Annotated in this window: 21 protein-coding genes and 1 tRNA gene; 9 read left to right on the plus strand and 13 right to left on the minus strand. The window is 74.5% G+C overall.

The window, feature by feature from the left end:
- Window positions 1–3 precede the first annotated feature (3 nt).
- Window positions 4–2,685: a beta-glucosidase gene (locus tag HBO46_RS05180; protein ID WP_166140053.1), complete on the minus strand. Its 2,682-nt coding sequence runs from the start codon at window positions 2,683–2,685 to the stop codon at window positions 4–6.
- A 196-nt stretch (window positions 2,686–2,881) separates the two neighbouring features.
- Here HBO46_RS05180 and HBO46_RS05185 point away from each other — a divergent pair, with 196 nt between their 5' ends.
- Together HBO46_RS05185 and HBO46_RS05190 are read left to right on the plus strand one after the other, a co-directional pair.
- The gene (locus tag HBO46_RS05185; protein WP_166140052.1) at window positions 2,882–3,382 is read left to right on the plus strand and encodes a mismatch-specific DNA-glycosylase; all 501 of its coding nucleotides are present in this window, start codon (window positions 2,882–2,884) and stop codon (window positions 3,380–3,382) included.
- 29 nt (window positions 3,383–3,411) lie between these two features.
- Window positions 3,412–3,801, plus strand: coding sequence for an SRPBCC family protein (locus HBO46_RS05190; RefSeq protein WP_166140051.1), 390 nt, complete (start codon window positions 3,412–3,414; stop codon window positions 3,799–3,801).
- On the opposite strand, the gene HBO46_RS05195 is transcribed toward HBO46_RS05190, so the two are convergent.
- The 3 genes from HBO46_RS05195 to HBO46_RS05205 all read right to left on the minus strand — a co-directional run bounded on the left by HBO46_RS05195 (window position 3,788) and on the right by HBO46_RS05205 (window position 7,443).
- A complete protein-coding gene (locus HBO46_RS05195; RefSeq protein WP_166140050.1) occupies window positions 3,788–5,065 on the minus strand; it encodes a DUF1501 domain-containing protein in 1,278 nt (425 codons plus the stop codon). The genes HBO46_RS05190 and HBO46_RS05195 overlap by 14 nt on opposite strands.
- A gap of 5 nt (window positions 5,066–5,070) precedes the next feature.
- Window positions 5,071–6,522, minus strand: a complete 1,452-nt coding sequence (locus tag HBO46_RS05200) for a DUF1800 domain-containing protein (protein ID WP_166140049.1) — start codon at window positions 6,520–6,522, stop codon at window positions 5,071–5,073.
- A gap of 240 nt (window positions 6,523–6,762) precedes the next feature.
- Complete coding sequence (locus HBO46_RS05205) at window positions 6,763–7,443, minus strand: hypothetical protein (RefSeq protein WP_166140048.1); 681 nt, start codon at window positions 7,441–7,443, stop codon at window positions 6,763–6,765.
- Window positions 7,444–7,550: 107 nt separating this feature from the next.
- On the opposite strand from HBO46_RS05205, the gene HBO46_RS05210 reads away from it, so the two are divergent.
- Window positions 7,551–8,021 carry a PPOX class F420-dependent oxidoreductase gene (locus HBO46_RS05210; RefSeq protein ID WP_166140047.1) on the plus strand — a complete coding sequence of 157 codons (471 nt, stop codon included), beginning with the start codon at window positions 7,551–7,553 and terminating at the stop codon, window positions 8,019–8,021.
- A gap of 19 nt (window positions 8,022–8,040) precedes the next feature.
- Here HBO46_RS05210 and HBO46_RS05215 read toward each other — a convergent pair whose 3' ends face one another.
- The 5 genes from HBO46_RS05215 to HBO46_RS05235 all read right to left on the minus strand — a co-directional run bounded on the left by HBO46_RS05215 (window position 8,041) and on the right by HBO46_RS05235 (window position 12,665).
- The gene (locus HBO46_RS05215) at window positions 8,041–8,901 is read right to left on the minus strand and encodes an aldo/keto reductase (RefSeq protein WP_166140046.1); all 861 of its coding nucleotides are present in this window, start codon (window positions 8,899–8,901) and stop codon (window positions 8,041–8,043) included.
- A gap of 74 nt (window positions 8,902–8,975) precedes the next feature.
- Window positions 8,976–9,992 (minus strand): alcohol dehydrogenase AdhP, encoded by a 1,017-nt coding sequence (adhP, locus tag HBO46_RS05220; protein ID WP_166140045.1) that lies wholly within the window; start codon window positions 9,990–9,992, stop codon window positions 8,976–8,978.
- A 114-nt stretch (window positions 9,993–10,106) separates the two neighbouring features.
- On the minus strand, window positions 10,107–10,928 hold the full coding sequence (locus tag HBO46_RS05225; RefSeq protein WP_166140044.1) for a sulfite exporter TauE/SafE family protein: 822 nt from the start codon (window positions 10,926–10,928) through the stop codon (window positions 10,107–10,109).
- A 1-nt stretch (window position 10,929) separates the two neighbouring features.
- Window positions 10,930–12,357 carry an MBL fold metallo-hydrolase gene (locus HBO46_RS05230; protein ID WP_166140043.1) on the minus strand — a complete coding sequence of 476 codons (1,428 nt, stop codon included), beginning with the start codon at window positions 12,355–12,357 and terminating at the stop codon, window positions 10,930–10,932.
- A gap of 5 nt (window positions 12,358–12,362) precedes the next feature.
- Window positions 12,363–12,665 carry a rhodanese-like domain-containing protein gene (locus tag HBO46_RS05235; protein WP_166140042.1) on the minus strand — a complete coding sequence of 101 codons (303 nt, stop codon included), beginning with the start codon at window positions 12,663–12,665 and terminating at the stop codon, window positions 12,363–12,365.
- 136 nt (window positions 12,666–12,801) lie between these two features.
- Between HBO46_RS05235 and HBO46_RS05240 the strand changes: the two genes are divergently transcribed.
- Both HBO46_RS05240 and HBO46_RS05245 read left to right on the plus strand, forming a co-directional pair.
- Window positions 12,802–13,068 (plus strand): metal-sensitive transcriptional regulator, encoded by a 267-nt coding sequence (locus tag HBO46_RS05240; RefSeq protein WP_166140041.1) that lies wholly within the window; start codon window positions 12,802–12,804, stop codon window positions 13,066–13,068.
- A gap of 78 nt (window positions 13,069–13,146) precedes the next feature.
- Window positions 13,147–13,983, plus strand: a complete 837-nt coding sequence (locus HBO46_RS05245) for an SMP-30/gluconolactonase/LRE family protein (RefSeq protein ID WP_166140040.1) — start codon at window positions 13,147–13,149, stop codon at window positions 13,981–13,983.
- Here the strand turns inward: HBO46_RS05245 and HBO46_RS05250 are convergent, their stop codons facing one another.
- Window positions 13,984–14,364 carry an MmcQ/YjbR family DNA-binding protein gene (locus tag HBO46_RS05250; protein WP_166140039.1) on the minus strand — a complete coding sequence of 127 codons (381 nt, stop codon included), beginning with the start codon at window positions 14,362–14,364 and terminating at the stop codon, window positions 13,984–13,986.
- Window positions 14,365–14,614: 250 nt separating this feature from the next.
- Here HBO46_RS05250 and HBO46_RS05255 point away from each other — a divergent pair, with 250 nt between their 5' ends.
- From HBO46_RS05255 to ppnP, 3 genes are all read left to right on the plus strand, one after another.
- Window positions 14,615–15,502, plus strand: a complete 888-nt coding sequence (locus tag HBO46_RS05255; RefSeq protein ID WP_166140038.1) for a phytanoyl-CoA dioxygenase family protein — start codon at window positions 14,615–14,617, stop codon at window positions 15,500–15,502.
- Window positions 15,503–15,593: 91 nt separating this feature from the next.
- A complete protein-coding gene (locus HBO46_RS05260) occupies window positions 15,594–15,962 on the plus strand; it encodes a VOC family protein (protein WP_166140037.1) in 369 nt (122 codons plus the stop codon).
- A gap of 69 nt (window positions 15,963–16,031) precedes the next feature.
- Window positions 16,032–16,319 carry a pyrimidine/purine nucleoside phosphorylase gene (gene ppnP, locus HBO46_RS05265; protein WP_166140036.1) on the plus strand — a complete coding sequence of 96 codons (288 nt, stop codon included), beginning with the start codon at window positions 16,032–16,034 and terminating at the stop codon, window positions 16,317–16,319.
- Here the strand turns inward: ppnP and selB are convergent.
- The 3 genes from selB to HBO46_RS05280 all read right to left on the minus strand — a co-directional run bounded on the left by selB (window position 16,307) and on the right by HBO46_RS05280 (window position 19,588).
- The gene (gene selB, locus HBO46_RS05270) at window positions 16,307–18,112 is read right to left on the minus strand and encodes a selenocysteine-specific translation elongation factor (RefSeq protein ID WP_166140035.1); all 1,806 of its coding nucleotides are present in this window, start codon (window positions 18,110–18,112) and stop codon (window positions 16,307–16,309) included. The genes ppnP and selB overlap by 13 nt on opposite strands.
- 3 nt (window positions 18,113–18,115) lie before the next feature.
- The gene (gene selA, locus HBO46_RS05275; protein ID WP_166140034.1) at window positions 18,116–19,453 is read right to left on the minus strand and encodes an L-seryl-tRNA(Sec) selenium transferase; all 1,338 of its coding nucleotides are present in this window, start codon (window positions 19,451–19,453) and stop codon (window positions 18,116–18,118) included.
- 40 nt (window positions 19,454–19,493) lie between these two features.
- Window positions 19,494–19,588: transfer RNA gene (locus tag HBO46_RS05280), tRNA-Sec, on the minus strand.
- Window positions 19,589–19,686: 98 nt separating this feature from the next.
- Between HBO46_RS05280 and selD the strand changes: the two genes are divergently transcribed.
- Complete coding sequence (selD, locus tag HBO46_RS05285; RefSeq protein ID WP_166140033.1) at window positions 19,687–20,697, plus strand: selenide, water dikinase SelD; 1,011 nt, start codon at window positions 19,687–19,689, stop codon at window positions 20,695–20,697.
- The last annotated feature ends 13 nt before the right edge of the window (window positions 20,698–20,710 follow it).

The following is a 20,710-nucleotide window of genomic DNA, read 5'->3' on the forward strand; positions in this document are numbered from 1 at the left end:
GCCCTACCGGACCCGCACCCGCTTGGTGAGGCTGATGTCGCGAGAGGAGGTGCCCACCGAGATGGACCGCCCGCCGCGCGCCGTCACCCAGGCGTCGCGACGAGGCTTCCAGGACTGCAGGGCGCGACGGTCCAGCCGTACCCGCACGGTCGTGGCGGCGCCGGGCTCGAGCTGCACCCGTGCGAACCCGGCGAGGGAACGACGCGGCGAGGTCACGCGCGGCAGCTTGCCGGTGTAGACCTGAGCGATCTCGGTGCCGGCGCGCGAGCCGACGTTGCGGACCCGGAAGGTCGCCACCACGGCCGCTCTCTGCCCGCGGCCGGTGCTGCGCAGCTGGAGGTTGCCGTAGCGGAACTGGGTGTAGGAGAGCCCGTGCCCGAAGGGGAACAGCGGGCGGAGGCCGGCCTTGTCGTAGCCCTTGTAGCCGACGAAGACGCCCTCCTCGTAGCGGTCGGTGGGGTTGACGATGTTGAGGTGGCGGAACGGGTTGCGCGCGCCGATCCGGTCCACCTGGGCCTCGGTGGCCGGGAAGGTCACCGGCAGCTTGCCCGAGGGGTTGACGTCCCCGAAGAGGGTGCTGGCCACCGTGCGGCCCTGCGCCTGCCCGCCGTACCAGACCTGGACGGCGGCGGGTACGTCGGCGAGCCACGGCATCAGTACCGGCCCGCTGGTCGCCAGGACCACGACCGTGCGCGGGTTGGCAGCGGCGACCGCGCGGACCAGGCGGTCCTGGTCCTGCGGCAACGTGAGCGTCCCGCGGTCGGAGCCCTCGCTGGTGTAGTCGCGAACGACGACCACCGCGACGTCGGCGTCCTCCGCGGCCGCGACGGCGCGCTCCATCCGCGGGGCCAGGGCGTCGTCGGGCATCGTCCAGCCGAACCGGATCATCGGTCCCGCTTGGTCGTTGAGGCCGCCGTTGAACTGGTTCGCCACGTCTGCGACGTACTCGATGCGCACGTCGCGGGCCTCGCCGGCGGTCATCTCGACCGCTGTGTCCTGGGTGCCGTAGGTGCTGCCCGGGTCGTCGATGAGCAGCTCGCCGTCGACGTAGAGCCGGGCGGTGCCGAGGTGGCTCAAGGACAGACGGTAGGTGCCGTCCGCGGGGGCCGTGATCGTCCCGGTCCAGCGGGCCGACATCGGGGCCAGGTTGAGCGGCGAGCCGATCCCGCTCACCCGCGAGGTGCTGCTGAAGTCCGAACCGATGCCGGTGCGGATGTTGACCTGGGTGTCCACGCGGGTGGCGAACGGGGCGCCCGCGAAGGTGGGGTTGGTCCAGTACTGCCCACGCAGCCCGTCACCGGAGCCGGTGTCGGGTGCGAGCGAGCCCGACGGGACCGGGGCCGGTCCGGGCATGGTGTCCCCGAGGCCGGGTGAGTCGACCCCGGCGGAGTAGCTGACGTCGACGCCCGAGGCGCGTGCGGTGATGCCGTCCACGATCGTGGTCAGATTGGCGGGGTTGGCGACGGCGCCCGCGCCGCCGCCGGCGATGTAGTAGTCGGCGTCCGCGCCGATCACTGCCAGGGAGTCCAGGTCGTCGGCAGCGAGCGGGAGTGCCTGCCCCTGGTTCTTCAGCAGCACTGCGCTGGCCGCTCCGATCCGTGCCGCGAGGCCGTCGTGCTCGTCGAGGGTGGCCTGGTCGATGGTGGGCTGGGGCGGGGCCGGGACGGTGGTGGCGCCCGGGGGCGGGTTGTCGTAGACCCCCGACTCGATCATCGTGTAGAGCACCCGGAAGGCGGCGTCGTTGACCCGCGAGCGCGGGACGACGCCGTTGCGGACCGCCTCGACCAGAGCCGCACCGGCCCAGGTCTCGGTCGGGCCGGAGACGTCGAGGCCGGCCGCGTAGTCGCCGAACCCGTGGCCGGCGTCGAAGTCCGAGGTGATGTAGCCGTCCAGGCCCAGACGGCCCTTCAAGGTGTTGCGCATCAGCCTGGCGTTGCTGCACGCGTAGCGGCCGTTGACCCGGTTGAACGAGCACATCACCGCTCCCGGCTTCGCGTGCTGCACCATCATCTCCCAGGGCCGGGTGTAGACCTCGTTGAGCGCCCGCTCGCCCACCTGGGCGTTCACGTGGCCGCGGCGGGTCTCCTGGTTGTTGAGGTTGTAGTGCTTCGGGATCGCCCAGACGTCGTTGCTCTCCTCGCCATTGACCTGGGCGGTCGCCAGGGCGCCGTTCAGCAGCGGGTCCTCGCCGAAGGACTCCCACATCCGCCCGTTGAACGGCGTCTTGAGCAGGTCCATCGTCGGGCCGGCGATGCTGTTGAAGCCGGTCTTGTAGGCCTCCTCGCCGATCGCCCTGCCGTAGGAACGGGCCTGTGCCGGCCCGAAGGTCGAGGCCAGCGCGATCCCGGCGGGCATGGCCGTGGTGGGCACCGTGCCGGTCACGCCGCAGCAGCCGTCGATGCTGCGGATCGGCGGTACGTCGAGCGCCGGGACACCGGTGCCGGAGTTCTGGTCGATCGTGGCAACCTTCTGCGCCAGGGTCATCCGGGAGAGCAGGGCGCGGGCCCGCCGAGCGGCGGGCTGCTCGCGGTCGAGCCACGGCTCGTCGGCCTGGGCCGGGCCTTGCCGCACCTGCGCCGGAGGTGGTGCCGCGCTCGCCGGGGTGCCGGAGGTGACGGACAACCCGGCGACCAGCAGCCCCGTGGCGACCGCGGGGGCGAGGAGCCGCCGCAGGCTCGAGGACATTGACACCGACTTCGACGAGACCATGACTGCACCCCTTTGCTCCGCCCGCAAGCGGCTGGACGTCCTTCCACCGTCCGTCGATCGGCGGGGTCGGTCACCACCCGAAAGAATGAGGCGAGCAGGGGAAGGGCCGCTCGAGATACCCGAGATCGGGGATGAGGGACAGCGCCTTGGGGCCACCACGCAGAGTGGGGGCGTGGAGATCCTTCCCGACATCGTCGGCCCTGACCCGGTCGTGGTCTTCTGCGGCCTGGCCGGGGCGGAGTCGACGAAGCTGCGCGACCACTACTACGAGTCGCCGGGCAACAGCTTCTGGGAGTCGCTGCACCTCAGCGGGCTCTCGCCGCGCCGGCTGCGTCCCGAGGAGGACCACCTGGTCGCCGAGCTCGGCTACGGGCTCACCGACCTCGCCGGGCACTGGGACCCGCGCTGGGTGGAGATCGACGACCTGGTCGCGAAGATGGAGAAGTGGCAGCCCGAGTGGCTGGCGTTCACCAGCAAGGGCGTGGCCCACGAGGCGTCGCGGGCGCTGGGCCGTCGCGGACGTCCGCACCTCGGCGTCCAGGACTGGTACGTCGGCCCGGCGCAGGTCTTCGTCCTGCCCGGGACCAGCGGCGCCAACCAGCGCCGCGACTACGACGGGCGCCCGAACCGGCTCTCGTGGTGGCGCGACCTGGCGGCGCTGACCGGCGCGTGACCTGCGGGGCTGGGTCGTACCGTCGGCACATGCGGCCGCGCCTGGGCATCGACGTCGACGCACCGGCCGAGCGGGCCTGGGAGCAGCTGGTCGACGTGCGCTGCTGGCCGCGCTGGGGGCCCACGGTGCGGGGCGCGCGCCTCGACGACGGCACGCACCTGTTGTCCGCGGGCGCCACCGGCGAGGTGCAGGCATCGCTCGGGGTGTGGCTGCGGTTCCGCATCGAGGACTGGCGTGCGGGCGACGCGGTGCGCGCCTGGTCATGGCGGGTCGCCGGGGCACCGGCCACCGAGCACGTCGTGCTCGCGCGCGGGCCGTCGCGGTGCCGCGTCGAGATGAGCGTGCCGTGGTGGGGCGCGCCCTACCTCGGCGTGGTGGCGGTCGCGCTGCTGCGGATCCGGCGCCTCACAGCGACGTGACGGCGCCGACCGGTTCGGGGGAGAAGCCCGGGAACACCCGTGCCGCGGACGCGCCGAGGCGACGGGTGACCACCTCGGCGAGCACGCTGCGGTAGTCGGTGGTGACCGCGAGGTCGTCGTCGCTGGTGCCGCGCAGCGGCGTCCAGGTGCCGTAGTAGCCGCCCTTCACCCCGGCGCCCAGCAGCAGCATCGCGTTGCCGTGCCCGTGGTCGAGGCCGAAGGAGGCGTTCTCGCGGGTGCGGCGCCCGAACTCGGAGATCGTCACCACCGTGACCTTCGCGGCCGCCGGTCCGAGATCGGTGAAGAACGCCGCGAGCGCGGCCGCGAGCTCCTTGGTCATCGCCTGCATCGAGCCCCACGCCAGCGTCCCCAGCCCGGAGTGGTGGTCCCAGTCGCCGTGGTCGATCGTGATCACCTCGGCGCCCACGTCGCCCCGGATGGTGCGGGCCGCGGCGGCGAGCGCCGCGCTCAGGTCGCCCTTCGGGTAGGAGGCGCCGTTCCCCGGCGCCGCACTGGTCGCCTGCACGGGCCGGAAGTCGTCCACGGCGGTGAACGCGGTGCGCGCCGCGGTGCCGAGCGGGCCCGCGACCCCCGACCACATGGTCCGCATCGACCCGGGACGCCGGTGCTGGGTGTCCCACTTGTCGTGCCCGGCGAGCCGCACCGCGTCGATGCTGGACAGCGCCATCGACGGCACCGGCCCGACCAGCGAGGCCGGCGGCACGGTGGCGCCGACCTGCACCGCCCGCAGCGGGTGCACCGGGGTCTCGCGGCCGATCAGCCGGTTGAGCCAGCCGACCCGGGCGGAGGAGCCGGGATCGGCGTCCTCGACTGCCTCCATCGCGGAGAAGTGGGAGCGGTTCGGCACGGCCAGGCCGGTGGCGTGGACGGCGGCCATCCGCCCGCTGTTCCACAGCGGCAGCAGGGGAGTCATCGCCGGGTGCAGCCCGAAGAAGCCGTCGCGGACCAGCAGCTGGCTCGCCGGGATCGCGATCCGCGGCCGCGCGGTGTAGTACGTCGGGTCGCCGTGCGGCACCACCAGGCTCATCCCGTCGACCGCGCCGCGCATCGAGAGGACGACCATCACCGAGGAGGCCGGGCGCGGCGCGGCGTACGACGTCTCGACGACGGCGGTGCCGAACGCGGCGCTGGTGGTCAGGGCGGCACCGCCGAGCGCGGCGGTGCGCAGGAAGCCGCGGCGCGAGAGCGCGGTGAACTCCGCGCAGGACGCGGGGTGGCCCGAGCGGGCGTGGGGAGCGGTCATCGTCGTCACCTGCTCATGTGGGTCGGGGAGTCGAGGAAGACCGTGAGCAGGCGGTGCATGTTCCACTTCACGAGCGGATGGGTGCGCGAGATCCGCTCCGCCGGACGGCAGCCGGTCGCCTGTCGCGCGACCCGCTGCAGCTTGCGGCCGGCCGGGCGCCCGGTGAGGGTGCGGGAGAGGTGGTCGACGAGCTGGTCGAAGCGGACCGAGCGCCGCTTGGCGGTCAGCGGCAGCCACGAGGCCGGCGTCCGGTACGTCGCGTTCTTCTTCGGCCACCACCCGCCGCACATCGAGTAGTGGGCGTCCAGGGACGCGAGGAACCGGGGCGCGGTCGCCCAGGCGGAGGCCTGGTCGGGGAGCCCGTCGGGCCGCGGCCAGGCGAACGGCTGGCTGCCCAGGCTGCCGCACTGCCACAGGATCGCGTTCGCGGCCGACTCGTCGTGCCGCGGCCGGGTGATCCGGACGCCGAGCGCGCGGTACGTCGCGACGACGTCGTCGGTGGGCGTGCGCACCTTCTTGCCGCGCGCGGCCTTGAACTCCGGGGAGGCCAGCAGGGCGCGCAGCACCGGGACGATCGCGGTGTCGTGGGCCAGGTAGACGCCGGCCAGGCGGCGTACCAGCGCGGCGGGCGGGGCGTCGACGACGAACCGGGTGGCGAGCTTGCGCGCGACCATCTCCGCCGTCCGCGGGTGCCGGGCCAGGTGATCGAGATAGCGACGGGTGGTGGGCCGGCCGTCGGTCGAGGAGTTGGCGTCGGTGAAGTCGAGCACCCGCACCCGCCCGACGGCGTGGGAGTCGCGGTCGTAGGAGACCTTCCAGGTGTTCCAGGTGTCGACGCGGTAGCCGGTGAGGATCCGCGCGGAGTCCTTGACGTCGGCCTCGGTGTAGGCGCCGACGCCCACGGTGTGCAGCTCGAGCAGCTCGCGGCCGAGGTTCTCGTTCGGGGCCTTGGCGGTGGAGGAGGCGTTGTCGAGGTAGACGCCCATCGCGGGGTGGGTGATCGCGGTGTGCAGCAGGTCGGCGAACCGGCCCAGCGCCCGGGCGCGGATCTGCCTGCCGTAGTCGGCGCGGAACAGGGCGGTCCCGGATCCCTCGCTGGTGACGTGGAAGTGGTGCTCCCACAGCTCGGTCATCACCTCGCGGACCTGGAGCGGGGAGTGGATGCGGCGCGCGAGCACCCAGCGCTGGTAGTTGGCGTCGGCCTGCCACAGCGGCTCCACCTCGCTCTCGTGGCGGCGCCACAGCACGGCGGGGGAGGCGTTCACGGAGGTCCACCAGGTCGCCGAGGTGCGGGTGAACGCGTCGTCGGAGCCGGCCGCCAGCTGGGCGTCGAACCACCGGCCGAAGCCGCCGGCCTTCGTGATCTCCCGGCCCAGCGTCGGCGTCCAGCCATAGCTGAACCGGCTGAGCGCGTGCAGCGTCGCGGCGGACGGCACGGCAGGCTTCAGAGCAGTCACCGCGTTCACGCTCCCCGTCCCGGCCCCGCCCCCCAACGGTTGCGGGGGATCGGCACCCGCGTGGCCATGCGGCGTCATGCTCCCACGCGGGGGCGGTACGGCGGGGGCGTTTCGGCCGCTCACGGGTCGGTGTTCTTCGGCGCAGTTGCTGGGCGAAACACCGCCCGCTGCCGGATCGCGGTGCTTCTCCCAGCAGTTGCGCAGTGACGCGCGCCCGTCTGGCGCCCGCTCGGCGCTCGCTCAGGATCCCGTCTGGGGGACCGGCACGAGCGGCTGGGTCCCGGTGCTGGGCCGCGGGGTCGCCCGGCGCCGGGGCCCGGTGGCGGGCCAGGCGACCAGGGCGGCGAGCACGAGCAGTCCACCGGTGACCGCCTCGGTCCAGGGAGTGGTGTCGTGGGAGACGTAGCCGAGCAGGACCGGTGCAAGGAGGGTGGCGACCACGGCGATCGCCGCCACCGGCCACAGCAGTGCCCAGCCCAGCGCCGACGCCGACACCAGGGGAACGTCCACGACCTCCCCGGCGCGTCCGGAGAGCCAGAGGGCCGCGGCGACCGGGAGCAGCGTCCCGCCGAGCAGGAGACCCGCCGCCGCGGCGACCGGCGGGCGGGCGCGCAGCAGGAGCCAGGGCAGCAGGGCGACCGCGAGCGCCAGCGCGGCGTACGACGCCCCGGCGAGCTCCGCGGCCTGGCCGACCGGGACCCAGGACTCGGGCATCGCCGTGAAGTCGTATCGGTCGTCCTGCAGCGCCAGGCACCGCGGGGTGTCGAAGTCACCGGGTCGGCACGCGGGCCACCAGCGCTCCCGGGCGCCCGCGACGGCGAGCAGGCCGGAGACGGCGAGCAGCAGTGACACCACGGCACGGCGCCAGCGCCCCTGCATCCACATGGTGCGCAGGCAGTCCCACGGCGGCGCCCGCGCCACCGCCCCGGCAGTGTCCCCAGATTGCGGGAGGGGCGAGCGGGCCGACGGCCGGGCGACGGGGTACCGAGCAGTCGCCCGGACGTCCCCTGCCGAAACGAGTCACCGCCATGGCCCGCACGATCGCCACCAACACTCCCGTCGACCTCGAGGGGTTGCTCGAGTTCGTCCGCCCGCGCCACCGGATGCTGCTCATCACGACGCGTGCCGACGGCAGCCCCCAGGCCTCGCCGGTCACCGGCGGGGTCGACGACTCCGGGCGGCTGGTGATCTCCAGCTATCCCGAGCGCGCCAAGACCCGCAACGCCCGGCGCCGGCCCGAGGTGAGCGTCGTGGTGGTCTCCGAGGACTGGAACGGCCCGTGGGTGCAGGTCAACGGCACCTGCGACGTGCTCGACGCCACGGCCGGCGAGGAGGCGCTCGACGCGTTCGTGGAGTACTTCCGCAACATCGCCGGGGAGCACTCCGACTGGGCGGAGTACCGCCAGGCGATGCTCGACCAGGGCAAGTCGCTGCTGCGGATCACCCCGACCACGTGGGGGCCGGTGGCCACCGGAGGCTTCCCGCCCGACAGGGCCTGAGCACGCGGCCCGTCCGGTCTCAGTCGTGGATCCGGACGCCGCCCAGCCTGCTGGCCATCGCGGGGTCGCGGTGGTCGAAGAACAGCGAGCTCCCGGTGTCCAGGCCGGTGATGCGGTCCATCTCCGCGTCGGTGAGCGCGAAGTCGAAGATGTCGATGTTCTCGGCCATCCGCTCCGGCTTGGTCGACTTCGGGATCGAGACGATGTCGCGTTGGAAGAGCCAGCGCAGCACGACCTGGGCGACGGACTTCTCGTGCGCGGCGCCGATCGCGGTGAGCGCGGGGTCGGTGAAGAGGCCGTTGCGCCCCTCGGCGAACCCGCCCCACGCCTCGTGCTGGATGCCGCGCTCGACCATGACGTCGTGGGCGCCCTGGCGCTGGTAGTACGGGTGGGTCTCGATCTGGTTGACCGCCGGGACGAACCCGCTGCGTTCGGCGAGGTCCACGAGCCGGTCGGCGTGGAAGTTCGAGACGCCGGCGGCCTTCAGCACGCCGTCCTCCACGAGCCGGCGCATGGTGCGCCAGGCGCCGTAGTAGTCGCCGTAGGGCTGGTGGATCAGGTAGAGGTCGAGATGGTCGAGGCCGAGGCGCTGCAACGAGGCGTCGAAGGCCCGGGCGGCCGACTCCTCCCCGGCGTCCTGGATCCACAGCTTGGTGGTGATGAAGAGCTCCTCGCGCGCGATCCCGGACGCGGCGAGGGCCCGCCCGACGGCCTCCTCGTTGTCGTACGCCGCGGCGGTGTCGATGTGGCGGTAGCCGGCGGCCAGGGCCGCGGTGACGGCCTGCTCGGTCTCCTCCGGTGGGATCTGGAAGACGCCGAAGCCGAGGACGGGCATCTGGGTGCCGGTGTTCAAGGTGGCCTGGGGAACCTCGACGGACATGGTGACCCTCTCTGGGAATGGGAGCGAATGGGAGCGCTCTCGGACGTCGCTCCGCTACTGGCACCCGCCGGCGCTCACATCCGGAAGACCAGGCGCGCGGGCGCGCGGCCCTCGAGGACCTCATCGATCGCGCTGTTCACGTCCTCCAGCGAGCGGGTCTCCGCGATGACCCGGGTCCGGCCGAGGGCGTGCAGCTCGAAGACCTCGGCGAGGTCCTGGCGGGTGCCGACGATCGAGCCGATCACGCTGATGCCCTTGAGCACGGTGGGGAACAGCGGCAGCTTCATCGGCCCGTCCTGCTCGGGCGGGAGGCCGACGCAGACCAGGCGGCCGCCGCGGCGCAGCGAGGCGAAGGCCTGCTCGAAGACCGCGGGGATCACCGCCAGCACGATCGCGACGTCCGCGCCGCCCAGCGCCTCGATCGCGGCGACCGGGTCCTCGGTGGCGGCGTTGACCGTGTGGTCGGCGCCGAGGTCGCGGGCCAGGGCCAGCTTGTCGTCGGAGACGTCGACGGCGATCACCTCGCCGCCGACCAGGCGGGCGTACTGCAGGGCGAGGTGCCCCAGGCCGCCGATGCCGAAGACCGCGACCCGCTCGGCGGGCCGGACCCGGGCCACCTTGACGGCCTTGTACGTCGTCACGCCGGCGCAGGTCAGCGGGGCGGCGTCGAACGGGTCGACACCCTCGGGCACGCGCACGGCGTAGTTCGCGTCGGCCACGGCGTACTCGGCGAAGCTGCCGTCGATGGAGTAGCCGGTGTTCTGCTGCTGCTCGCACAGCGTCTCCCAGCCGCTCACGCAGTGGTCGCAGTGCCCGCAGGCGTGACCCAGCCAGGGGAGCGCGACCCGGTCGCCGACCGCGTGCGCGGTCACCCCGGGTCCGGTGGCCTCGACGATGCCGACACCCTCGTGGCCGGGGACGAACGGCGGGCTCGGCTTGACCGGCCAGTCGCCGTGCGCGGCGTGGATGTCGGTGTGGCACAGCCCGCTGGTCTCGAGGCGGACCAGGATCTGTCCGTCCCCGGGGGTGGGGACCGGGCGGTCCTCCAGCTGCAGGGGCTCGGTGAAGCTGGTGACGACGGCGGCGCGCATGGAAGTCTCCTCCGGATGGGTGGTCCTTCGACTCTCACCCGATGACTCGGGCCGGGTGAGGGTCGAAGGTCACCCTGCGCGGGGGACCATCCGGCCCATCGGCCGCTCAGACGCTCAGAGGAGCGCCGGCAGGGCCCGGGCGGCGGTGTAGACGGCGACCGCGAGCACCAGCACCGTGAACGCCGCCTGGAGGCGGTCGGTGTCGAGGCGCGCGGCCAGCCGAGCGCCGATCACGCCGGCGATCGCGGAGGCCGCGGTGAGCACCAGCACCAGCGACCAGTCGGGGCTGACGCCGCTGCCGGCGCGTACGGCGAGGGCGGCGGCGCTGGTGATGGTGATGACCACCAGCGAGGTGCCCGCGGCGTACTGCATCGGCAGGGCGAGGGCGAGCAGCAGCGCGGGGACCACGAGGAACCCGCCGCCGACGCCGAGGAAGCCGGTGAGGGCGCCCACGACGGTCGCGGTGAGGAGCACCTTCAGCGCGCGCGGGCAGGCGCAGGCGAAGGTCGGGTGGAAGGTGATGATCGGGTCGTCGAGCGCCGGTCGCGCGGCGTGTGCCCCGGGGGCGCGGCCATGGTGCAGGCGCCGGCGGGCCATGATCCCGCCCACGAGCAGCATCAGCGCGGCGAACGCCGCGAGCAGCACGTCCTCGGGCACCAGGCTCGAGGCACGGGCGCCGAGCACGGCGCCGACGGTCGCGACCAGCCCGAAGACCACGCCGCGGCCGAGCAGGACGTTGCCGGCGCGCTGCGCGGTCACGGCCCCGGCCAGGGAGGTCACGCCGACGACCACCAGCGACCCGGTGGTGGCCTGCGCGGGGGACTGGTCGAGCAGGTAGACCAGCACCGGTACGGCGAGGATCGAGCCGCCGCCGCCGAGCGCCCCGAGGGACAGGCCGATGAGGGTGCCGGCGGCGACGGCGAGGACCAGCGACATCTCAGCCGCTCACCCCGGGGCCGGCCGTGGCGCCGACGAGCGGGAGACCGGCCGCGCCGGCGTTGTCGAACATGTCGTCGACCGCCACCGGCGTGCGCCCGGCCGCGGCGAGGAGGGAGGCGGCGACGGCGGCACGGTAGCCACCGGCGCAGTGCACCCAGACCTCGCCCGCCGGCACCTCGGCGACGCGGTGCGGCAGCTCGTGGATGGCGATGTTGATCGCGCCGTCGATGGCGCACTTGCGGTGCTCGTCGGCGCGGCGGACGTCGAGGACGACGACCTCGCGGTGGTGGCGCACCTGGGCGAGGTCGTCGAACGTGGCGCCCGGGAAGTCGGCGAGCTCGCCGTCGGTCCAGTCCCGGGGCCCGCCGGTCGCCTGCGCCGCGGGGCGCTCGATGCCGATGCGCACCAGCTCGCGCTGCGCGGCCGCGACGTCCTCGGGGCTCTCGCCGAGCAGGGTGATCGGGGTGCCCCACTCGATCAGCCAGCCGAGGTAGGTCGAGAACGGCCCGTCGAGGCCGAAGTTGAGGGTGCCCGGGACGTGCCCGGCCGCGAACGCCGTGCGGTTGCGCAGGTCGACGACCCACTCGCCGGCCTCGAGGCGGCGGCGCAGCTCCTCGGCGTCGGCCTCGCGGACCGGCGACAGGTCGGGTGCCTCCGGCCCGGCGGCGTTGGCGGGGCCCATGTGGGCGTAGTACGCCGGCCAGGGGCCCAGTCCGGCGACGAGGTCGCGCACGTAGGTCTCCTCGTCCTCGGTGAGCACGGGGTTGGTGCGCTTCTCCTCACCGATGGTCGAGGAGGTCGCGTCCGACTGCGTCGCGGAGCAGAACGAGCCGAAGCCGTGGGTCGGGAAGACCTCCGCCTCGTCGGGCAGCTCCGTGGCCAGGCGGTGCGCCGAGGCGTGCTGGTGGCGCACCAGGGTGTCGGTGTGCTCCGCACCCAGCAGGTCCGGGCGCCCGGTCGCGCCGTAGAGCAGCGACCCGCCGGTGAACACGGCGTACGCCTGCTCGGCCCGCTCGGGGTCGGCGGGGTCGACGGTGGACAGCGCGTAGGAGAGGTGGGTGAAGGTGTGCCCCGGGGTCGCCACTGCGCGGACCCGCATGCGCGGGCCGACCTCGACGACCTCGTCGTCGGTGATCGGCGTGCGCTCGAAGGCGACCTCGTCGGCGGCGTTGACCAGGTAGGCGGCGCCGGTCGCGCGGGCCAGGGCGAGGCCACCGGTGACGTAGTCGTTGTGGATGTGGGTCTCGAAGACGTGGGTCAGCCGCACGCCGTCGGCGGCGAGGATCTCCAGCACCCGGTCGATGTCGCGCTGGGGGTCGATCACGAAGGCGACCTCGCCGTCGTGGACCACATAGCTGCGGTCACCGAGCGAGGCGCTCTCGAGGGTGCGGACGGTCAGGCCCGGGAAGGTGTCGTGGCTGCTCATGGTCATCAGCGCTCCGTCGGGCGCCCGGCGCGGGTCCACGCGGCGGTGCCGCCGGCGACGTTCACCGCGTCGAAGCCGGCGCTGGTGAGGACGTCGGTCATGGCGCTGCTGCGGTTGCCCGAGGCGCACACGACGTACACCGGACGGCTGCGGTCGAGCTCGTCGAGACGGCTGGTCAGGCGGCCCATCGGGATGTTCACCGCGCCGGGGATGTGGCCCTCGCGGTACTCGTTGACCTCGCGGACGTCCACGAGGGTGGCGCCCTTCTCGAGGGCCGGGTCGAGGTCGTCGATGGTGATCTCACGCATGGGGGCGGTCCTTTCTGGGCGCCTCGCGCCCTGGTGGGTGAACCCCCCTGGGGGTTGATATCAAGGTAACAGAACCCCCAGGGGGGTTGTACAGTTCGAGCAGCGGCCCTGCTCGACCACTGCCAAGGAGACCCCCATGGACCTCGACCCGACCGACACCAAGGCGATCATCACGCGGATGAAGCGCGCGAACGGACACCTCGCGAGCGTCATCCGGATGATGGAGGAGGGCTCGGACTGCGAGTCGGTGCTGACCCAGCTCGCCGCGGTGAACAAGGCGCTCTCCCGTGCGGGCTACGCCATCGTGGCGACCGGTCTCCAGCAGTGCCTGTCCGACAGCGACGACGGTCTCGACGGCGTCGACGTCAAGAAGATGGAGAAGCTCTTCCTCGCGCTGGCCTGACCGGCCGGCCGACCTCGGGGCCGGGCCTGCTGGGACCGGATCCGACGCGGTGTGGCCGTCGTCACTAGGCTGCGCGGCGTGAGCGCACCCCTCGATGTCGTCCTGTCCGGTCTGGCCTTCCCCGAGTGCCCGCGGTGGTACGGCGGCGCGCTGTGGGTGACCGACGTGGCGGCCGGGCAGGTGCTGCGCTGGGCTCCGGGCGACCCGGCGGCCCAGGTGGTCTGCGAGGTCGAGGGCCACCCCGCCGGGATCGGGTTCCTCCCCGACGGTCGGCTGCTCGTCGCGGCCGGCGACCGGCGCCAGGTGCTGCGCCGCGAGCACGACGGCACGCTCGTCGTGCATGCCGACCTCTCGCACCTCGCGACCGCGCAGCTCAACGACATGCACGTCACCCCCGACGGGCGCGCCTACGTCGGCAACTACGGCGACGACAGCGCGCCGCCGGCGCCGCCGATGCCTGCGGTGCTCGCGCTGGTGACCCCCGGGGGCGAGGCGCGGGCCGCCGCCGACGGCATGCTGTTCGCCAACGGCATCGCGACCACCGTCGACGGGCGCACGCTCGTGGTCGCCGAGACCCGGGCGACGCCGGGGCGTCTGACCCGGTTCCGCGTCGACGCCGACGGCTCGCTCGCCGAGCGCCAGGTGCTCGCCGAGCTCGGACCCGGCGTGCTCCCGGACGGCATCGCGCTGGACGCGGAATCGGTGTGGGTCGCCTCGCCCTTCACCGACCAGGTGCTGCGCGTCGACCTCGCCGACGGCCGGCTGCGCGAGGTGATCGCCGTCCCCACGCCGTACGCCGTGGCGCTGGGCGGTGCCGACGGCCGTGACCTGTTCGTCTGCACGGCCCCGACCTGGGTGCCCGCGGACGCGCTCGCGGCGCGGGGTGGACAGGTGCTGCGGGTGCGCGTCGGCTGATCACCTGCCCTGAGTCGGCGGCCGCTCCACCTGCGCCGCGAGGTGGGCGGGGGCTCGGAGGCAGTAGGACTCGGTGAGCAGCTCGGCGAGCTCGTCCCAGTCGGTGTCCTCGTCGAGCAGCATCCCGACCGCGTCGGTGCCCCAGCCCATCCGGAAGTAGGGCGCGCCCAGGTGCTCGAAGGCCATCACCTCGTCGGGCTCGGCGCGGAAGGTGATGCGGAACAGGCCGTCCTCGCCGCCGAAGACGTGCGCCACCGTCGCCGAGCCGACCCGCCAGCGCACCCCGACCCACGCCGGCTCGGCCGCGCACCGGGGGAGCGCGGACAGGACGGCGTCGATGCGCCGCACCCACTCCTGAGGGACCTCGGGACGATCGGCCATGAGGCCATTGTCGGCCCGGGCACCGACAGTGCCGATCGGGCCCTGTCGGGCCCTGGCGGGCCGGCGGCCGACGATCCCACACCCGGACTAGTCCGGTGGCCCGGATTCCGGAAGCGATGTACCGCAGATCGGTGAACGCTCCTCGGGGGCGGGTCCAGGGCGCCGCGGGTCCGATGGAGTGGAGGGGCAGACATCCGCGCTGCGGGCGCCTCGGGCCGCGCCGGCACGCAGCGACCCCCCAGGAGCCGGCATGAACCCCACCCTGAGCCGATTCGGCAACCGCGCCAAGCGCGAGGTCATCCATCGTTTCCCACCCGCGACCTGGTACGCCGACGCGCGCCGCGCCGCCCGGGTCGAGCGGCACCGCCCGCTCCTGCCGCCGCTCGAGGCGGCCCAGCGCGCACAGGTGCGGCTGCTGCAGGAGCACGGCCTCGTCGGCGCGCCCTGGCACCACCTCGGGCTGCCCGGGACCCACGACCTCCAGGACCTGCTGCTCCAGCTGGCGGGCGTCCTCGCCGACCGCTCCCCGGGCGGCTCGCACTCGGTCCTGCTCGGGCGCGACGAGACCCTCGAGGACATCCGGCTGTGGCAGTGGGGGCTGCAGCCCGAGGTCCTCGACCTGGTCGAGAACCACCTCGGCGTCCCGGTGCGCTACTTCGGGCCGCTGGTGCACCGCGAGGTGGCGGACGGTCGCGTCGTCGACACCCGGCAGTGGCACCGCGACATCGAGGACCTGCGGATGCTGAAGGTCCTGGTCTACCTCGACGACGTGGAGGAGGACGGCGGTCCGTTCACCTACGTCCCCCGGCGTACCTCCGCCGCGGCCGCGCGCGAGCTGCGCTACGTCGGCGGCTTCGTGGGCGACGCCCGGTTCTCCGAGGTGGTCCCACCCTCGCTCTGGCGCCCGGTCACCGGACCGCGCTGGACCGCGGCGATGCCCGACACCGCTCGCATCTTCCACCGCGCCGCGCCCCCGATCGCCCGGGACCGCTACTCGGTGACCTTCACCTGGATGACGCGCCACCCGCTCGCGACGATCCGCTCCGCTCCGTGGCGACCCGACCAGGTACGCCGCTGCGTCGCCGGCCTCGACGCGCGCCAGCGCACCGCGCTGCCGGTGAGCATGCGGGTGTCCTGAGGGGCGCGGGCGCCGGGCCGGATCCCGCGACCTGGTGAGGAGTCGCGGCGAACCGGTTGAGGCGCGGCTCACGTGGGCGCATGGTGGGTCCATGAGCAACCACGTCACCGAGCTGATCGCGTTCACCATCGACTCCTCCGACGCGGGGCGGCTCGCGCAGTTCTACGCCGATCTCACCGGCGGGGAGGTCACCGGCGTCTACCCCGAGTACGGCTACGCGCAGGCCTCCGTGCTCGGCGCCACGCTGAACTTCCAGACGGTGCAGGACTACACCCGCCCGCAGTGGCCCGGTCAGGACCAGCCGCAGCAGTACCACCTCGATCTGCGGGTCGGTGACCTCGAGGGGGCCAGTGACCACGCGCGGTCGCTGGGCGCGAGCATCGCCGACACCCAGCCCGAGGGGGCCACCTGGCGGGTCATGCTCGACCCCGATGGCCACCCGTTCTGCCTGTGCCCGTGACCCAGGTGCAGACGCTGCGTCGGTGAGACGTGGCGCGAGGCGCCCGGTCTGGTCCGGCAGGCTGGCGCCATGACGATCTCCCACAACTCCTACTTCGACGACGGCGTGCAGAGCCTGGGCTTCGACGCGGCCTCCGGTCCGGTCAGCTTCGGCGTGATGGCGCCGGGTGAGTACCACTTCGGCACCGACGCCCCCGAGCGGATGAGCGTGCTCGAGGGCGAGCTGCTCGTGCGCGTCGACGGCGCCGAGGACTGGCTGATGTACGGCTCCGGCACGTCCTTCGACGTCCCCGGCGCGAGCGGCTTCGACGTACGCGTGGTGGCGCCGGCGGCGTACCGCTGCGACTACCTGGGCTGAGCCGGCCCGCCGCGCGGTGCGAGGACCTCGCGCCGGTCGTCCGGCAGGCGCCGGGTCAGGCCGGCGCGGTCCAGGTGGTCCAGCAGCGGCAGCGCGACCCGGCGGCTGGTGCCCAGGTGCTGGCGGGCCTCGCTGGTCGTGAACGGCTGGGGGAGCGCCGCCAGCAACCGCGCCGCCTCCCGGTCGGCGCCGGGCAGCAGCACGATGCCGGGCGCGGCCCGCAGTAGCAGCCCGGCCTTCGCCGCCGCCGCCTCGCGGCGCGGGTCGAGGCCCAGCTCGCGCAGCCGGTCGGCGCTCGGCGCGGCGTACGGCGAGGCCGCGAGGTCGCGGCGGATCGCGACCACGGCCCGCTCGATCTCCGGGGGCAGTGCCGGTGCCGCGGCGGCGGACACCACCCGGCCGCCGCGCACCTGCAGGGGCGCGGCCACGACAGCGGCCACGACCTCCGGCGAGGGCGCCCCGAGGCGCTCGGCCAGCGCCGTGAGCGGTACGCCGGGGTCCAGCGGGCGGGCCCGGTCGTGCTCGGCGACCAGGGCCGTGATCCGGCGCGCCAGGGCGCCCGCGGCCCGGCTGCCGACCAGCCAGTGCCCGGCCGCGAGGATCCCCGGCGGCAGCGGGTCGGTGGGCGGCACCCCGAGGCGGGTGAGCACCCGGACGTCGGCGATCCCGCGCCGCTCGACCTCCGCGCGCAGGTCGGGCTCCCCGTCCCAGCCGGTGCCGGCCCAGGACGTCGTCAGTGCCTGCGCGCGCCGGGCGGCCGCGCCGCGGCGGCGCAGCGCCGGGGGAGCGGGGTCGAGCACCCGCAGGCCCCAGATGCGGCGGCTGCCGGGGTCGCGCAGCAGGGCGCGGTCCCCGACGCGCAGCGGCAGCGGCCGGTCCAGGGTGAGCCGGACCAGGCCATCGGCGAGCGGGCGCACCCGCGCGGTCAGCGAGGCCGCGCCGACGTGCAGCTGCGGTAGGGCCGGCAGCGCGTCGAGGTCCCCGGTGACGCGGACGTCGACCAGCTCGGTGCGCTGCCAGCGCCCGGGGGTGAGGAGCACGCTGCCGCGGTCGACCTCGTCGAGGCCGTCGCCGACCAGGTTGAGCGCGACCCGGGCGACGCCGTGGGCGGTGTCGACCGGTGCGCCGAGCGCCTGCACCCCGCGCACCCGGGCCCGGGCCCCGTCGACCTCGAGCTCGTCGCCCGGCGCCACGGTGCCGGCCGGCAGGGTGCCGGTGACGACGGTGCCCGCGCCACGCACGGTGAAGCGCCGGTCGACCCACATCCGCACGTCCGCGGCCGGGTCGGGCGTGGGCAGGGCGCGGACCATCCGGGTCAGGTGGGCGCGGAGCTCCTCGAGGCCCGCGCCGCTGCGGGCGGACACCGGGACCACCGGAGCGCCACGCAGCGAGGTGCGGGCCAGCTCCGCGGTCACCCGCTCGGTCGCCGGACCGGGGTCGGCGAGGTCGCTGCGGGTCACCGCCGCGACGCCGTGGCGCACCCCGAGCGCGTCGAGGGCGGCGAGGTGCTCGGTGGCCTGCGGCATCCACGGGTCGTCGGCGGCCACCACCAGCAGCACCGCCGGCACCGGCCCGATGCCGGCGAGCATCGTGGGGACGAACCGCTCGTGGCCGGGCACGTCGACGAACGCGACCTCACCGACGTCCGGCAGCGTCGTCCACACGTAGCCGAGCTCGATCGAGAGCCCGCGTCGACGCTCCTCCTCGAGGCGGTCCGAGCGCATCCCGGTCAGCGCGTCGACCAGCGTGGTCTTGCCGTGGTCGACGTGCCCGGCGGTGGCCACGACGTGCATGCCTCAGACCTCCGCGCCCGGGTCAGCGGGCGCACCGGCCACGGCGGACGCCGCACGTCGTACGGCGCCGAGCAGGGCGTCCTCGTCGCACGGGCCGACCGCGACCAGGTCGAGCAGCAGCCGCCCGGACTCGACGCGCCCCACGACCGGGAGCACGGGGTCGAGGCGCAGCGGGACCTCGAGGGCGACCGGCAGCGAGAGCGCCGCACTGGGGAGCGTCACGCCCGGCGCGCCACCACCGCCGACGGCCGCCTCGCTGGGGACCGCGGCAGCCTCGAGGTGCGGAAGGTCGGCCAGGGTGGCAGCGAGGGCGGCCGCCCGCTCGTGCAGCACCGCGGGGCTCGTGCCGAGCGCGCGGGCCACCGGCGGCGTGGGCCCGGCGAGCGTGGCCTCGAGCGCGGCCAGGGTGAGCTTGTCGACGCGCAGCGCGCGGGCGAACGGATGGCGGCGCAGCCGCTCCACCAGCTCGGCGCGCCCGAGCATCAGCCCGCACTGCGGGCCGCCGAGCAGCTTGTCGCCGGAGGCGGTGACCAGGTCGGCGCCCTGACGCAGCACGGCGGCGGCGCTCGGCTCGTCGGGCAGCCGGGGATGCGGCTCGAGCAGCCCGGAGCCGATGTCGACCACGACCGGCGCTCCCAGCGTGGCCAGCTCGCGCACCGAGACGCTGGAGGTGAAGCCGGAGACCACGAAGTTGGAGGGGTGCACCTTGAGCACGAACGCCGTCTGCTCGCTCAGGGCGTCGGCGTAGTCGGCGAGCCGCACCCGGTTGGTGGTGCCGACCTCGCGCAGCCGTGCGCCGACCGACTCCAGCAGCTCGGGGATCCGGAACCCGTCGCCGATCTCCACGAGCTCACCACGGGCGATGACCACCTCGCGCCCCGGCGCGAGCGCGCAGGTGACCAGCGCGAGGGCGGCGGCGCCGTTGTTGACCACGTGCACGCCGCCCGCATCGGGAACGGCGGCTGCCAGCGCCGCCATGGCGGAGCGGCCGCGGCGGCCCCGGCGGCCGGTGGCCAGGTCGAGCTCGACATCGGTGGCCCCGGCGGCCACGCCGAGCGCCTCGACCGCGGCGGCCGAGAGTGGCGCGCGGCCCAGGTTGGTGTGCACGACGACGCCGGTGGCGTTGAGCACGCGACGCAGCGCGCTGGCTGAGGTGGGCAGCGCGGCGTACGCGACATCGGCGACGTCCTCGGGAGCGACCTCGCCGGCGCGGCAGCGGCGCAGCGTCTCCACGACCGTCTGCTTCACCAGCCCGGGGCCGAGCCGCTCCGCGGCCTCACGCAGCCGGGGGTCGGCCAGCACGCGGTCGGTGCGGGGCGTGGCCCGGCGGGGGTCCTCCACGCGCGTCCTCCCGCTCGGTCCGCTCCGGCATCGTCGACGTTGGCGGAGGCGGACGGGAATCGAACCCGCCTGACCGAGGTGCTCGGCCACAACGGTTTTGAGGACCGCGCCCGTCACCAGACGAGAAACGCCTCCCCGCAACGTCGCTCGTCACCCTAGGACATCGGCCCCCAGAACGCCCCTGGCCTCGGTCGTGGGTGGCCGGGGTCGGTGGCGGCTCGTAGGGTCGAGGCATGACCGCGACCCCCACCGTGCGCCTGACCCAGTACGCCGCCGGCGGCGGCTGCGCCTGCAAGGTTCCGCCCGGCGAGCTCGAGCGGGTGCTGGCCGGGCTGCCCGGCGGCCGCGGCACGGTGCACACCGGCGAGGTCGGCGAGCTGCTGGTCGGCCTGGAGCACGGCGACGACGCGGCCGCGGTGCGGATCGCGGGCGGCCGGGCGGTCATCGCCACCGCCGACTTCTTCACCCCGGTCGTCGACGACGCCTACGACTGGGGCCGGATCGCGGCGGCCAACGCGCTCTCCGACATCTATGCGATGGGCGGCGAGCCGCTGCTGGCGGTCAACCTGCTGGCCTGGCCGCGCGAGCGGATCCCCTTCGAGCTCGCCGCGGAGGTGCTGCGCGGCGGCGCCGAGGTGGCGCTGGAGGCCGGCTGCCACCTCGCCGGCGGGCACAGCATCGACGACCCGGAGCCCAAGTACGGCCTGGCCGTCACCGGCATGGGCGATCCCGACCGGCTGCTGCGCAACGACGCGGCCCGCCCCGGCACGCCGCTGACCCTCACCAAGCCGCTCGGCCTCGGGGTGCTCAACAACCGTCACAAGGCCACCGGCGAGCGCTTCGAGCACGCGATCGCGGCCATGACCCAGCTCAACCGGGACGCCTCCCGGGCGGCGCTGGCCGCCGGGTGCGCCGCCGCCACCGACGTGACCGGCTTCGGCCTGCTCGGTCACCTCTACAAGATGGCCCGTGCCAGCGGCGTCACCGCCGTCATCGACAGTGCCGCCGTGCCCTACCTCGAGGCGACCCGCGAGTCCTACGCCGCCGGCCACGTGCCCGGGGGCAGCCTGCGCAACCTCGACTGGGTGCGCCCCCACCTCGACGCAGGCGTCAGCGACGACGAGCTGGTCCTGCTCGCCGACGCGCAGACCTCCGGCGGCCTGCTGGTTGCCGGCGAGCTTCCTGGGTACCCGGTCGTCGGCGAGATCGTCGAGGCAGGCGAGCGCCCACTCCTCGTCCGCTAGATTTCCCGCACCA

It is taken from the genome of Nocardioides ochotonae, assembly GCF_011420305.2.
Taxonomy (GTDB): domain Bacteria; phylum Actinomycetota; class Actinomycetes; order Propionibacteriales; family Nocardioidaceae; genus Nocardioides; species Nocardioides ochotonae.

Bases quoted from the DNA above. Each gene is read 5' to 3' on its own strand.
- HBO46_RS05180 (WP_166140053.1), bottom strand. From the start codon at position 2,685: ATGTCCTCGAGCCTGCGGCGGCTCCTCGCCCCCGCGGTCGCCACGGGG.
- HBO46_RS05190 (WP_166140051.1), top strand. From the start codon at position 3,412: ATGCGGCCGCGCCTGGGCATCGACGTCGACGCACCGGCCGAGCGGGCC.
- HBO46_RS05195 (WP_166140050.1), bottom strand. From the start codon at position 5,065: ATGACCGCTCCCCACGCCCGCTCGGGCCACCCCGCGTCCTGCGCGGAG.
- HBO46_RS05210 (WP_166140047.1), top strand. From the start codon at position 7,551: ATGGCCCGCACGATCGCCACCAACACTCCCGTCGACCTCGAGGGGTTG.
- HBO46_RS05215 (WP_166140046.1), bottom strand. From the start codon at position 8,901: ATGTCCGTCGAGGTTCCCCAGGCCACCTTGAACACCGGCACCCAGATG.
- adhP (WP_166140045.1), bottom strand. From the start codon at position 9,992: ATGCGCGCCGCCGTCGTCACCAGCTTCACCGAGCCCCTGCAGCTGGAG.
- HBO46_RS05225 (WP_166140044.1), bottom strand. From the start codon at position 10,928: ATGTCGCTGGTCCTCGCCGTCGCCGCCGGCACCCTCATCGGCCTGTCC.
- HBO46_RS05230 (WP_166140043.1), bottom strand. From the start codon at position 12,357: ATGAGCAGCCACGACACCTTCCCGGGCCTGACCGTCCGCACCCTCGAG.
- HBO46_RS05235 (WP_166140042.1), bottom strand. From the start codon at position 12,665: ATGCGTGAGATCACCATCGACGACCTCGACCCGGCCCTCGAGAAGGGC.
- HBO46_RS05240 (WP_166140041.1), top strand. From the start codon at position 12,802: ATGGACCTCGACCCGACCGACACCAAGGCGATCATCACGCGGATGAAG.
- HBO46_RS05250 (WP_166140039.1), bottom strand. From the start codon at position 14,364: ATGGCCGATCGTCCCGAGGTCCCTCAGGAGTGGGTGCGGCGCATCGAC.
- HBO46_RS05255 (WP_166140038.1), top strand. From the start codon at position 14,615: ATGAACCCCACCCTGAGCCGATTCGGCAACCGCGCCAAGCGCGAGGTC.
- HBO46_RS05260 (WP_166140037.1), top strand. From the start codon at position 15,594: ATGAGCAACCACGTCACCGAGCTGATCGCGTTCACCATCGACTCCTCC.
- ppnP (WP_166140036.1), top strand. From the start codon at position 16,032: ATGACGATCTCCCACAACTCCTACTTCGACGACGGCGTGCAGAGCCTG.
- selB (WP_166140035.1), bottom strand. From the start codon at position 18,112: ATGCACGTCGTGGCCACCGCCGGGCACGTCGACCACGGCAAGACCACG.
- selD (WP_166140033.1), top strand. From the start codon at position 19,687: ATGACCGCGACCCCCACCGTGCGCCTGACCCAGTACGCCGCCGGCGGC.